This is a genomic window from Paenibacillus sp. FSL H7-0350 (genome assembly GCF_038593195.1).
Classification (GTDB): Bacteria; Bacillota; Bacilli; order Paenibacillales; family Paenibacillaceae; genus Paenibacillus_AQ.
This window is the reverse complement of sequence record NZ_CP151972.1, coordinates 4442911-4456770: the sequence shown is the minus strand read 5'-3', so window position 1 is coordinate 4456770 and position 13860 is coordinate 4442911. Positions and strand designations below refer to the sequence as shown.

Sequence of the window (13860 nt, the reverse complement as noted above, 5' to 3'; positions counted from 1 at the left end):
CTTAATATTTCACAAAAAGAGCCTGCGCTATCCCTGTGAAAGCGGATAGGGCAGGCTCTTCTAACGAGCTGAATTCTCAGCAATTATACTTCAAAGTTATAGAGCGGAGTGCTCAGGTAACGTTCGCCGTTACTTGGGATGATAACAACAATCTTCTTGCCTGCGCCCAGTTCCTTCGCTACCTTCAGTGCAGCAAACACAGCCGCACCGGAGGAAATGCCGGACAGCACGCCTTCTTCCTTGGCTACGCGGCGGGCAGTTTCGAAGGCTTCATCATTCTCAACATGAATAATCTCATCATAGATATCCTGGTTCAGAATTTCTGGCACGAAGTTAGCGCCGATACCCTGAATCTTGTGCGGGCCCGGTTTGCCTCCAGCCAGAATCGGTGAAGCTGCAGGTTCTACCGCATAGATCTTCACGCCCGGATATTGACTCTTCAACACTTCACCCGCACCGCTGATCGTTCCGCCTGTGCCGACACCGGCAATGAATGCATCCAGCGGGCCGCCGACAGATTCAATCGCTTCAACGATCTCCGGTCCAGTGGTCTCGCGGTGGATCTTCACGTTAGCCTTGTTCTTGAACTGCTCCGCAAGGAAATAATCCGGATTCTCGCTCAGAATCTGCTCAGCCTTCTTAACCGCACCGTTCATTCCTTCCGATCCCGGAGTCAATACCAGCTCAGCGCCGTAGGCACGCAGCAGGTTGCGGCGCTCAAGGCTCATCGTTTCCGGCATAACAATAATGGCCTTGTAACCTTTGGCAGCTGCCACAAGCGCCAGGCCGATCCCTGTATTACCGCTGGTCGCTTCTACAATCGTGCCACCCGGCTTCAGCTTGCCTTCTTTCTCAGCCTCTTCTACAATGCTGATGGCAATACGGTCTTTCACACTGGAGCCTGGATTCTGGTATTCCAGCTTCAGGAAGATCTCTGCCGAACCTTCCGGAACAATCCGGTTCAGGCGGACGAGCGGTGTGCCACCGATCAAATCTGTTACACTGTTGACGACTTTAGCCATGAGTAAAAACCTCCTTGGAATGATAAATGAATTAGGGTGCGGAACTTATGACAGATGCTATCAGCATATATTACCGTAGCTCCCGGTTCGCAATGCCTGGGTAACTAACAGTTGAAATTGTACCGCTTAATATTCCCGACTAAATCAGTAGGTTTTATATTTAATTTCATATTATCAATCTTGCAAGCTGTTGTCAATATATATTGCTGTATCGTATTTGACCCGTAATTCACGCTCCACCTGCTGCAAGGGCGCTGCCTGCTCCAGTCTCAGCTGCTGGCCGATCATCCGGCGCAGCTCCTCCTGGTCCGGCTTCACAGGATCGATCAGCTTCTCCAGACGGATCACCGCATACCCGCCGTCAATCTGCAGCGGTCCTGCGATATCCCCCTTCTCAAGCCCGGCTGCTGTCTCCAGCAGCTCCTCAGGCCAGAACGGGTCCTTCTCCTCGACCGTTCCGATACTGCCGCCGTGCTGGCGGCTTTCCTTGTCGATCGAGACCTCCCGGGCCAGCTCTGCAAAATCCTCCCCCTGCTCCAGGCGGTCCATCACTGTACCGGCCTCGTTATAGGTGGAGGTCTGGATGATAGAGAGCTGCATTTGCTTGCGGGGCATGAATCTCTCGCTATTTTGCTTCAGATAATCATCAATTTCCGCTTCACTGACCGTAATGCCGGCCGTAGCTATTGCCTGGAGCGTCAACCGGTATACCGTCTCCTCACGCAGCTCCTGACGGGAAAGTCCAAGCTCAGACTGCATCTGCTGATAATACTGCTCCTCCGAGCTGTAACCGGAGATTCCCCGCTTCAGTTCCTGCTCAATCTCTTCATCCGTAACCGTAATTCCCAGCGCTGCGGCTTCCTTGCCCACCACGATATGATTCAGCATGCTCAGCAGCATTTCTTCCCCATGCTTCTTCTGAAGCTCCTCTATCCATTCCTGTTCCGTGACCGGCTGTCCTCCGGCAGCAGCGACATCCGAGGCTTCTCCTTCAGCCGTCTCTGCCTTCAGCAGTGCCATGGCACGCAGGCTCCAGAATAATAGCCCTCCCAGCACCAGAGTTGCCACGGCAAGTAATATAACGGCATTGCGCAGCGCGCGCTCCTGTCTTGTCACCATCTCATATCCCTAAGACTTCGCTTGATCGAGGATTACCTGCAGTTCATCCTTGTTAAATACATAGCTCTCATTGCAATAATGGCAGACGACTTCTGCCGTATCATCTTCTTCAATCAGCCGTTCCAGTTCGTGCTCACCCAGGCTGACCAGAGTCTGCTCAATCCGTTCCCGTGAGCACTGACATACAAAGCGGACCTCCAGCTCATCCAGGATCACAGCATCCGGCAGCAGCAGCCGCAGCATTTCCTCAGGCTCAAGCCCCTGATCCAGCACGGACGTAACCGAAGGCATGGCTCCAACCGCTTGCTCAACCTCGGTAATTTGCTCATCTGTCAGGCCGGGCAGCAACTGAATAATAAAGCCTCCGGCAACTCTAACCGAATTATCAGTCTCCACCAATACTCCAAGTCCTACAGCAGCAGGCGTTTGCTCCGAGAGAGCAAAATAATAAGTGAAATCCTCACCCAGCTCTCCCGAAACGATAGGCACACTGCCGCGGTACGGCTCCTTCATCCCCAGATCCTTGCTGACATCAATGAAGCCTTCCGTTCCTACCGCCCCTGCGACATCCAGCTTGCCCATACTGTTGCTTGGCAGATGAACATGAGGATTGCTAACATAGCCGCGAACTTCTCCCAGGGCATTGGATTCAGCCGTAATCTGCCCGAGTGGACCGTTTCCTTTGACCATAATCGCGAGTTTCTCCTGCCCCTTGAGCATGGCCCCCATTATAGCTGCGGCCGTAACCGTACGTCCAAGCGCTGCCGTAGCCGTCGGATACGTATCATGTCTGCGCCGCAATTCATCGACAAGCTCTGTGGTACGGACAGCGAACGCTCTGACTCTTCCGTTCATAGCCGTGCCCCGGACCAGCCGGTCCTTCTTATTATCCATTGGGTGCATACTCCTCCTATCTATCTGTTCTGTATAGGTTCATCTTTAAGATTATTTGTTACGGTTGTAAATAATGCGCAATCCTTCAAGCGTCAGCATCGGATTAACCTCGTCGATACATTCTGTCTCACTGGCAATCAGTGAGGCCAGCCCCCCGGTGGCAATAACCTTGAGAACAGGAGCGTTCATCTCCTGCTTGATGCGTCTGACGATACCCTCAACCTGACCGGCATAGCCAAAAATTATCCCTGCCTGCATCGCATGTACAGTATTGCGTCCGATTACCTTCTTGGGCTTCTCCAGCTCGATCCGTGGCAGCTTGGATGCCCGCAGATACAGGGCCTCCGTGGAAATGCCCAGACCCGGCACGATAGCACCGCCCAGATAGTTGGCCCCGGCATCAATGCAGTCGAAGGTGGTTGCCGTACCGAAATCAACAACGACAAGCGGACATTTATACTGCTCAATCGCCGCAACCGCGTTCACAATCCGGTCCGCCCCCACTTCGCGCGGGTTCTCATAACGCAGATTAAGCCCGGTTTTGATACCGGGTCCCACAAGCAGCGGGTCCTTGCCAATGAATTTGACACACATCTCCACGATGACCTGCACGAGCGGCGGAACAACGGAGGAGATGATGACCCCCTCGACATCCCTGAACGACAGATTCGACATGTTGAACAGATTATGAATCATCACACCGTATTCATCGACAGTGGACCCGCGGGCAGTGCTCAGCCGGAAATGGTGCAGCAGCTCACTGCCCCGGTAGACACCCAGTACGATGTTTGTATTGCCGATATCAACGACAAGTATCATCAGAGGGTTCCCTCCTTCTTGGCGTTCAGGTCCAGACTGATATCGAGACTCGCGAAGGAATACGTTAGCCGTCCTACCGAAATCACATCCACACCCGATTCAGCAATGCCCCGGACCGTCTCCAGAGATACATTGCCCGATGCCTCAATGGTGACATGCTTCGCCTTGGTCCGGATTCTTCTCACGGCTTCAGCCATCTGCTCAGGAGACATGTTATCGAGCATAATAATATCCGCTCCGGCCGCTAGCGCTTCCTCTACCTGCTCCAGACTCTCCGTTTCTACTTCAATGGTCATGGTGTGCGGGATATTGGCACGGGCACGCCCTACTGCCTGACGGATGCCACCGGCCCCCTTGATATGATTATCCTTAATCATTACCGCATCATACAGACCGTAACGGTGATTGGCTCCGCCGCCTATACGGACTGCATATTTCTCCAGCATCCGGTGGCCTGGTGTGGTCTTGCGGGTATCCACCAGGCGGGTCGGCAGTCCTTGAAGCTTCTCTACAAAGGAAGCCGTTCGTGAGGCCACACCGGATAACCGCTGCATCAAGTTGAGAGCAAGCCGTTCACCGGTCAGGATGGCATGGGTGCTGCCTTCTACTTCAGCAAGCACAGTGCCCTTGGAGACAGCCTGCCCTTCCTGGACCAGCGCCGTGAATACAAGCCCAGGATCAACGACCTCGAACACCAGCTCGGCCACGGGGATTCCACAAATAATCCCGTCCTCCTTAGCATGGATAATTCCCTTGGACTCATGCCCTGCGGGTATGGTTGTACGGGTGGTAATATCCCCCGAGCCGACATCTTCCTGCAGCCAGCCCTTAATAGCCTTAAGCAGGTCTTCATTATATCCGTTAAACATCATCACTTAATTCCTCCACTATTCCAAGTTCGCGAATCTGGAGCAGATGCTTCTGCCACTGTGCGTCACTGCGCAGCGGATAATCCTCACGATAATGCGCACCGCGGCTCTCCTCCCGTGCCAGGGCCGATTCGGTGATCAGCAGACAGCATGTAAGCATATTGGCGAACTCGTATTCTTCCCGTGTTGTCAGTTTGGTCTTAAAAATCGGCAGCTGGCGCTTTATCTCATCCAAGCCTTTATTCAGCATTTCCCGGTTCCGCCTCAGTCCGGCGTACCGTACCATAGCCTTTTGCAGCTTGAGCCGCCGTTCTACAATCGCCTGTGCAGGAGCTTCCACCCTTGCCTGATGATAGGCTGAGGGCAGGTTATCCCGGTCAAGCGGCGGAAGCTGGCGGATGCGTTCAATAATCCGGCGGCCGAACACAACGGCTTCCGACAAGGAGTTGCTGGCCAGCCGGTTAGCTCCCTGCACACCAGTAGATGATACCTCACCACAGGCAAACAGGCGGGCAACTGTGCTCTCTCCACTCAGGTCGGTCTTCACGCCCCCCATCATATAATGCGCAGCAGGAGCCACCGGAATCCAGTCACTTGTAATATCCAGCCCGTAGCTCATGCAGGTCGCATAAATGGTCGGGAAGCGGCGTTTAACCATATCCGCCGGTTCATGTGTAATATCCAGATAGACAAAGGTTGATTTGGTCAATTCCATCTCGCTTACAATGGCACGGGCAACAATATCCCGCGGGGCCAGCTCCTGCAGCTCATGATAACGTTCCATGAACCGCTCACCGTTAATGTTCCGCAGCACAGCACCTTCTCCCCGCACAGCCTCCGAGATCAGGAAGCGCGGAGCACCAGGATAGCTGAGTGCAGTCGGGTGAAACTGAATGAACTCCATATCCCGGATATGGGCACCGGCACGGTAGGCAATAGCTACCCCATCTCCGGTAGCCACCTCAGGATTGGTCGTGTAACGGTATAGCTGCCCTGCTCCGCCGGAGCACAGGATTGTTGCATCTGCCTGCAGGAATAACCGCCCTCCATCAGGCCGCTGTACAAGCGCTCCCAGACACTCTCCGCCCTCCGTAATCAGGTCAATGACATAATGGTCATCCCAGGTCTCAATATTCTGATGCCGGGCAGCCTGTTCAGCGAGTGCGCGGACAATCTCATATCCAGTAGCATCCCCATTTGCATGTAAAATACGGCGGTGGCTATGCGCCCCCTCCTGGGTTAAGGCTAGTACACCATTCTCCTTATCGAAAATAGTGCCAAGCCGGATCAGCTCGCGTACGCCTTCGGGTCCTTCATTGACCAGCACATCGACAGCCGCAGAGGAGTTCAATCCCGCGCCGGCCATCAGGGTATCCTGACGGTGATACGCCGGCGAATCGTCCTCCGAAATGACGGCTGCAATTCCGCCCTGGGCATACCGTGTATTGCTCTCCATTACGGTCTTCTTCGTAAGCATAATAACCTTCCGGTCTTCGCTGGCCTTGATTGCTGTGAATAACCCGGCAATACCGGAACCAATGACAAGGCAGTCTGTCTTAACTACAGGAAGTCCCTGAAGATCAAAATCAACCAAATATTGTGGAATCATGACCGCTTTTCACCTGTTTCAACGAAAGAGTAGCGCATGCTACCGGACTTGTAGCATGCGCTCTAGGGATGTTCTGGCTTTGTCGGCGACTGCAGGCGGTACATAGATCTGCGGCTTCATCGTCTCCAGGCATTTGACCAGCTTCTTCAAATTATTAACCTTCATATTAGGACACACCAGGAATTTGGTGGCAAAATGAAACTCCTTATCCGGGCTGTCCAACCGCAGCTGATACCCGGTTCCATCCTCAGTACCTACAATAAACTGCCGGCGGTCCGATTTCCGGCAATATTCCAGAATTGAGGTAGTGCTGCCTACATAATCCCCCATTGCCACGACTTCCGGGCGGCATTCGGGATGTACAACAAATTCAGCTTCCGGGTATTTGGCTCTCATCTCCATCACATCTTTGACGGTAAGCATGTCATGAGTATTGCAATAGCCCTCCCAGATAATCAGCTTCTTACCGGTCTGATCCTGCACATATTGACCCAGATTCTTGTCGGGTACCCAGATGATTTCTTCGGCATCAAGCGATTCGATCACCTTTACCGCATTCGCCGAGGTGCAACAAATATCTGTCTCCGCCTTGATCTCTGCCGAGGAATTGATATAGGTTACTACCTTCGCACCCGGATGCTGCGCTTTCAGTTTCCGCAACCCATCCACATTGACCATGTCAGCCATCGGGCAACCCGCACGTTCGTCAGGAATCAGGACCGTCTTGTTCGGCGCCAGAATCTTGGCACTTTCCCCCATGAAATGAACGCCGCAGAATACGATTACATCTGCCTCTGTCTCCGCTGCCTTCTGGGCCAGTAAAAAAGAGTCTCCCCGGAAATCGGCGACTTCCTGAATTTCATCCCGCTGATAATAATGAGCCAGAATAATAGCATTCCGTTCTTTCTTAAGCTGTTCGAGGCGCACACGAAGTTCACGATTCTGTTCCTGCTTGCGCTCAAGCGCCAGAGCTTCCACGGTCAGTTTCCCCCTTATGTCTTCATGGCTTGCCGCCAGTACATTTCTTATAAATGATAAATTTAATATTTATTCACTAATGTACACAACGTTCCACCCCCTGTCAATCTAAGCGGACGCTCTGTTTCAGAGAGAAACCGGAAGACAAGTTATCGTGTGAAACATATAAATTCATATATTTTAAAAGAAAAGCCCGGAGAACCAGTGGTTCTCCGGACTAGATTACACAATTTCCTACGGTACAGCTTAGATTAGGCTTCCGCCACCCTTATTCCCGTCATCCGGTCCGTTGCCCTCTTCAGGGTCCGGCTTGTTCGGAATATCCTTAGACAGGTCTAATGGGGACTCTTCGTCATTCTTACCTTGAATCCGGACACGCACATCACCGATGGAATCAATAATCGGCTCGCCCGCTTCATTGGTAATAGCATCGCCTTCTTCTGGCTTACCATCCTCACTCAGGTAGCCTTTCTCAATCAGTTCTGCGATCTGATCAAGTTCCAGCGTTTCCTTCTCAAGCAGGGTGTTGGCAATCAGGTGCATTTCTTTGGAATGCTTAGTCAGCAGATCTCTGCAGCGCTCATAGCTGCTGCGGATAAGGTTCTGCATTTCCTGATCAATCTCATAAGCGATGGAATCGCTGTAATTCTGTTCATGTCCGATATCCCGGCCCAGGAAGACTTGGCCTTGGGTTGCGCCGAACTGCAAGGGCCCGAGCTTATCACTCATCCCATATTCCATAATCATCGCACGCACAATGCGCGTAGCCTGCTGGAAGTCACTATAAGCGCCTGTGCCGATTTCACCAATGAATAATTCTTCAGCAACACGTCCTCCAAGCAATCCGGTAACCTTATCCAAGAGTTCCTGCTTGGTAACGATCATCCGGTCTTCCTTAGGAAGCATAATGACATATCCGCCGGCACGGCCACGCGGGATAATCGTAACCTTGTGAACCACATCAGCATGCTCAAGGAAGTAGCCGGCAATGGTATGGCCTGCTTCGTGATAAGCGACAATCCGTTTCTCGCGGTCACTGATGACGCGGCTGCGCTTCTCGGTACCGACGATGACACGGTCAATCGCTTCATCCACTTCACGCATCGTAATGTCCTTGCGGTTACGGCGTGCAGCAAGCAATGCCGCTTCGTTCAGCAGGTTCTCCAGATCCGCACCAGTGAAGCCGGTAGTACGCTTGGCGATAACGTCAAGTCTTACATCCTTAGTCAGCGGTTTGTTGCGGGAGTGAACCTTCAGTACAGCTTCACGGCCCTTCACATCTGGACGGTCAACCGTAATCTGACGGTCGAAACGGCCCGGACGGAGCAGCGCCGGGTCAAGAATATCTGCGCGGTTGGTAGCCGCGACAATGATAATGCCTTCGTTGCCGCCAAAGCCGTCCATTTCAACGAGCAATTGGTTAAGGGTCTGTTCACGTTCGTCATGTCCGCCGCCAAGTCCTGCGCCGCGCTGACGTCCCACAGCATCGATCTCATCAATAAAGATAATACAAGGTGCGTTCTTCTTCGCGTTCTCGAACAAGTCACGTACGCGGGATGCGCCGACACCGACGAACATTTCCACGAAGTCGGAACCGGAGATGCTGAAGAACGGAACGCCTGCTTCCCCTGCAACTGCACGGGCCAGCAAGGTTTTACCTGTTCCCGGAGGACCTACAAGGAGTACCCCCTTCGGAATCCGGGCACCCACCGCTGCGAATTTGCGGGGGTCCTTAAGGAATTCAACAACCTCAACCAGCTCTTGCTTCTCTTCATCAGCCCCTGCAACATCCTCGAAGCTGATCTTCTTCTTCTCTTCATTATATAACCGGGCCTTGCTCTTGCCGAAGTTCATCACCTTGCCGCCGCCGCCCTGTGCATTATTGAACAGGAAGAAGAACAGGATGAACATGATGACCAGTGGAATCATGGAAGAGAGGAATGTCAGCCAGATGCTGTCACCTTCCATTTTTTTCTGGCTCAGTTCTACGCCGTTCTTATCGCTTGCAGCCACAAGTTCATCAAGGGCCTGGTCTGTAGGAGGAACATAAGTGGAGAAATTCTTCGATTTAGCCTCGGGTGGCAGCTCTCTATATTCGCCAGTAACCAGAAATGCATTCCCCTCAAACTGAACCGTCATGCTCTTCACATTATTGTTCGAGATCTCCTGCCGCAACTCGTCATATCTAGGGAGATCGGCGGATTCATTTCCATTGCTTACAAACTGGACTATGCCCACCACGACTAAAAATAAAATCAAATAAAAACCAGAATTCCGGATGAACCGATTCATCCCCTACCTCCTCTCGCAACGCTCAAGTTATTGTACCATAGCCTGACCGGACTCCTCAAATTGTCAGGAAATCCAGAAAAGTGATCCGTAGATCTAAGGCTGTCGGGTAGTTCATTTGGTATAAATCTCAGGCTTCAGTACACCGACATAAGGGAGGTTCCGGTACAGCTCGGCATAGTCCAGTCCATAGCCTACGAGGAATGCATCAGGAATCACAAAGCCGGTATACTGGGCTTCAAGATTCACTGCACGGCCTGACGGCTTGTCGAACAGAGTGACTACGTTGACAGAAGCAGCGTTGCGCCCCTGCAGCATGTCAATCAGATAGCTGAGTGTAAGGCCACTGTCGATAATGTCCTCGACAATCAGAACATCACGGCCTTCAACCGATGTGTCCAAATCCTTGATGATTTTGACTACGCCGGATGATTTAGTTGTACCGCCGTAGCTGGATACCGCCATGAAGTCCATTTCAACGGGTACTGTAATCACTTTAACCAGATCCGCCATAAAAATAAACGCACCTTTGAGTACACAAATCACTAAAGGTGTGCGGTCTGCATATTCCTTGCTCAGCTGGGCGCCAAGCTCCCTGATTCTTTGTTGAATTTCTTCTTCGCTGATCAAGATTTCCTGAATATCATTCTGCAACTTGCGAACCTCCTAAGATATACTTATGAAAGACTTACTTCGGCCATTACGATTCTTCGCCCTGTTCCAGGTCTTCCAGGGTCAGGAGCAGAACCGAGGCCGTGTGCCGCCCAACTGCGGCATGCACCGAGCGCCTTACGCCCGGAATCCAGACGATATTGCCGAGTGCATCACATACGAGGGGAATTGCAGGCCGTTCGGAAGAAGGTATTTTATCATCAATGTAAATATCTTTTACCTTTTTGCTTCCGTTTAATCCCATAACCCTTATGGTATCTCCAGGCAACCGGGAACGAATGGTGAGCGGCAGGACAAGATCATCCCAGTCAAACCAAGCCGAGTTCTTCCCGTAATCCTCCTCCTGTGCAGAAAAAACTTCCCCCGCAAGCCCCCTCATCGTCATAACCTTTCCTATCTCCATAAGCTTAATCCGGGGATGAGTCAAAGACAGCCGGTATGTATAGCCTACCTGCCGGGTCAAGGGCTTGGACGAGAACACAATGGTATCATATTGCCGCACGCAGACATAACCGCCACCCATATCCAGCGTCCAGACGGTAGGGTATTCCTGCAGCGTTCCCCGGCGTACTGCTTCAATCTTGGAAAAATCCATGAATGATGAATCCGCCGACAGATAATTTAATATTAGTTTAATCAAACGCCGTTGTAAAGCGGAGGGTATGGCCGCAAAGGCAGCTCTTTTCAAGGTGTATTTTCCATGCTCGGTGAAAACAAGCTCATCAAAGCATTTTGCCGCATTCGCCTCCATATATTCATCTTCCGCCGAGGCAATTTCAGCCAGCTGCAGAAGCGATTGTCTCACTCTCGGATTATGCTGCTCCAACACAGGCAACAGCTCCAGCCTAACTGCATTCCGCTTGTACTGCGTCAGAAGGTTTGTCGCATCCTCCGCATAGGCCAGGCCCTCCTCCCGGCAAAAGCCGACAAGAGCCGTTTTGTTAATACGCAGGAAGGGGCGGATGAGTTCCACCTTTTTTTCAGTCCGTTTCCAGCGCATGCCGGCAAGGCCCGAAGGCCCGCTCCCCCGCAGCAGCCGCATAAGCACCGTCTCGGCCTGATCGTCTGCATGATGGGCCAGCGCCACCGATCGCGCCTGATAACGGTGTGCGGTTGCGATCAGGAACTGGTAACGTTTCTCCCGTGCAGCGCCTTCCGGGCCAAGCCCGCTCTCCTTAATGATGGATGGAATATCGAATTCGCCCAGCTCGAAGGGAACGCCCAGCTCTGCCGCGAGGGTCCGGACCAGCTCTGCTTCCTCTGCCGATTCGGCTCTGAAACCGTGATTGACATGGGCGCATATCAGCGTCAGCGGCATCCGGGTCTGGGAGATCTCATGCAGAATACGCAAAAGAGCCACAGAGTCCGGCCCTCCGGAAACTGCGACTACAATGGTGTCATGAGGCGCCCACAGCTCATATTCAACCGCAGCCTCCATTACGGATTCCACCAGTTCCTTCCTGTGCTCCATAGGGGCTTCCTTTCCTGCCATCCCTAACACGGCCTGATCCGGCGGTCAGCATCTTGGTGATTATGTACGATTACAGCATTCAATTAATTATCAGAAACGGAAAACCCAGTATAGCGTGAATGCCAGCAGAAATAAAGACAGCGCGAACGCATTTTTGAGCCAGCGCGGGGTCGCCATCGTCTCATGTCCGGTCTTCCGTCCTCTGTAGATGTGGCTTCTCCAGATCTCCGCAGCCTGCGCAGAACCGGGGAAACCGCCTTTGAGTGCGAGGCATAGCCAGGAGGACAGTTTCTTGTCCGGCAGCTCCCGGGCCAGCTTCATCAGCTCCTCTACGCTCCTTGTCTGCGGCAGCTGCTGGGCGGCAGACTTCAGCCCTTCTTCATTAAGGAGACGCAGGCACAGGACGGCAAAAGCAAACAGGTCATAGCTCTGGTCACCTGTCCGGCTGCCGGCATTCCAGAATCCGCGGTCATGCCATTCGGTGAACTGCTTCACGCTGCGTCCGATGGGACTTGCCCCTCCGTAATCAATCAGCTCGGCTTCCCCGTAGCTGGATACCATGACATTCTCCGGCTTCAGGTCTCCGAATACGAAGCCGCACTCATGTAGCGTCTGCAGCTTCTCCAGAATCGTCATTCCGACAAGCCCCAGCCAGGAGGCACCATTCCTGGACAGGAAATGATGCAGCGGCCTTCCTTCCACATAGCGCATCACATAAAAGGGCGCCTGGTCCCGATCCTTGAAATCATCCGATTCCAGCAGGTAGGAGGATAGCGGCGATTCCTTGCGTGCCCGGTGCTCGCTGCGTTTGCGGCAGGACTGCAGGGAGGTCAGCACGTTAATCTCAGACTGCAGCTCCAGCGTATCGTATCCGATCTTAAGCGCATACCGCTCCCGTCGGCCTTCCCGCTGCACCAGATATACGGTTCCGTTTGCCCCTTTCCCCAGCACACGTTCCACGACATAACGGTTCCCCCGCCATTTGCCGGTAATCACTGTGCCTGCCGGATAGGATGGATTAGACGACATACCCATCAATCATCCCTTCTCTTGCCCCGTCATCTTCCCCTGGAAGATAATTACGATGTTCCTCCAGTTTATCATAACGATAATGTTCCAGCACCTTGAAAATAGCCGGTCCGGTCGGCGTTGCCCCCCGCATCTTCAGTCTGGAAAAGAGGGAGCGGACCTCGGACACATTCCGGGTCCAGTCGATATCCAGTATGGCATCCTCACTGCCTGAGCGGCCGGGAAAATGGAACACGGCAATCTCGCTGCGCCCTTCCCGGGCCTCCAGACTAAGCGCCAGATCACGGATGGCGTCCTCTACCGCGCCAAGCTTCGGCTTCATGCTCGCGCTTGCGTCAATTAACAGCGCTATGCGCAGCGGCGAGATCTCGGTCAGCTCATCGACCACGGTAACCACCTGCGAACGCTGCTGCGGAGGCAGCTCCGCCAGCGAGCCGTCGCCGAGAATTTTTTGCACCTCTTTATTAACCGCCTGCTGAATGGTTTGAACCACCGTCTTGCGTGTCATCATCTGAATGGTCTGGGCCAACTGCGGGGTTCCCACGATCCGGCTGATACCGCCCCCTGCCTTGGCAATATCGGCAATCTCACGGCTGCCCAGCTCACCGATGGTTCCATAATCCACAACCCCCACAACATTGACCGTGATGCCCTCCTGACGGGCGTGTGCAGCCGCCAGCACCGGACTCTCCCCCACATTTGAACAACCGTCCGTGATCAGCAGAATTTGCTTCATGACCGTTCCTCCCTTCCTTGTCTAGTTACTAGCATTGCCAAGGTAGAGAGATTTCAAACGCCGCTTGACACTGGAAGTTGATTTGAAAATACTACGTAAAAATGAGTCTCTGCGAGACTTTTAGGCCTCCGATCGCTGTTGTCTTCCGATTTCTTGATTATAGTACCGCGGCTGGCGGTTGAAATCGGAAGACAAAGGCGAACGCTGACGCTTCTGCGGCTCCAAAATTCTCTCCGTTCCGTTTATTTTACTATGTTATTCAAACCCTACCCTTCAACCCCCTAACCAGCAGCGGTTGAAACGGAGCGGAGCAAGGGCTGGCGAGTGGCTGGAATGCACCCGCCGAATAATTT

The 13860-nt window shown here is 52.9% G+C and carries 12 protein-coding genes; all 12 read right to left on the bottom strand.

What is annotated here, in order from left to right:
* Positions 1-83: 83 nt before the first annotated feature.
* Complete coding sequence (cysK, locus tag NYE24_RS20420) at positions 84-1022, bottom strand: cysteine synthase A (RefSeq protein WP_036696469.1); 939 nt, start codon at positions 1020-1022, stop codon at positions 84-86.
* Positions 1023-1196: 174 nt separating this feature from the next.
* Positions 1197-2141 carry a peptidylprolyl isomerase gene (locus tag NYE24_RS20415; RefSeq protein ID WP_342476534.1) on the bottom strand — a complete coding sequence of 315 codons (945 nt, stop codon included), beginning with the start codon at positions 2139-2141 and terminating at the stop codon, positions 1197-1199.
* 9 nt (positions 2142-2150) lie between these two features.
* The gene (gene hslO / locus NYE24_RS20410; protein WP_342476533.1) at positions 2151-3035 is read right to left on the bottom strand and encodes an Hsp33 family molecular chaperone HslO; all 885 of its coding nucleotides are present in this window, start codon (positions 3033-3035) and stop codon (positions 2151-2153) included.
* Between the two features lie 51 nt (positions 3036-3086).
* Entirely contained in the window at positions 3087-3854 is a 768-nt protein-coding gene (locus NYE24_RS20405) for a type III pantothenate kinase (protein ID WP_036696465.1), read from the bottom strand.
* Positions 3854-4726, bottom strand: coding sequence for a carboxylating nicotinate-nucleotide diphosphorylase (nadC, locus tag NYE24_RS20400; protein WP_342476532.1), 873 nt, complete (start codon positions 4724-4726; stop codon positions 3854-3856). The genes NYE24_RS20405 and nadC overlap by 1 nt, the downstream gene beginning before the upstream one ends.
* Positions 4716-6332, bottom strand: coding sequence for an L-aspartate oxidase (gene nadB / locus NYE24_RS20395; protein WP_076161684.1), 1617 nt, complete (start codon positions 6330-6332; stop codon positions 4716-4718). The genes nadC and nadB overlap by 11 nt, the downstream gene beginning before the upstream one ends.
* Positions 6333-6371: 39 nt before the next feature.
* Positions 6372-7310 carry a quinolinate synthase NadA gene (gene nadA, locus NYE24_RS20390; protein ID WP_036696456.1) on the bottom strand — a complete coding sequence of 313 codons (939 nt, stop codon included), beginning with the start codon at positions 7308-7310 and terminating at the stop codon, positions 6372-6374.
* A 246-nt stretch (positions 7311-7556) separates the two neighbouring features.
* The gene (gene ftsH, locus NYE24_RS20385) at positions 7557-9602 is read right to left on the bottom strand and encodes an ATP-dependent zinc metalloprotease FtsH (protein ID WP_036696453.1); all 2046 of its coding nucleotides are present in this window, start codon (positions 9600-9602) and stop codon (positions 7557-7559) included.
* 111 nt (positions 9603-9713) lie between these two features.
* Positions 9714-10253 (bottom strand): hypoxanthine phosphoribosyltransferase, encoded by a 540-nt coding sequence (gene hpt / locus NYE24_RS20380; protein ID WP_036696450.1) that lies wholly within the window; start codon positions 10251-10253, stop codon positions 9714-9716.
* A gap of 46 nt (positions 10254-10299) precedes the next feature.
* Positions 10300-11742, bottom strand: a complete 1443-nt coding sequence (tilS, locus tag NYE24_RS20375) for a tRNA lysidine(34) synthetase TilS (RefSeq protein WP_036696447.1) — start codon at positions 11740-11742, stop codon at positions 10300-10302.
* A gap of 90 nt (positions 11743-11832) precedes the next feature.
* Positions 11833-12777, bottom strand: coding sequence for a serine/threonine protein kinase (locus NYE24_RS20370; protein WP_076161689.1), 945 nt, complete (start codon positions 12775-12777; stop codon positions 11833-11835).
* Entirely contained in the window at positions 12761-13507 is a 747-nt protein-coding gene (locus tag NYE24_RS20365; RefSeq protein ID WP_342476531.1) for a hypothetical protein, read from the bottom strand. The genes NYE24_RS20370 and NYE24_RS20365 overlap by 17 nt, the downstream gene beginning before the upstream one ends.
* Between the last annotated feature and the right edge of the window lie 353 nt (positions 13508-13860).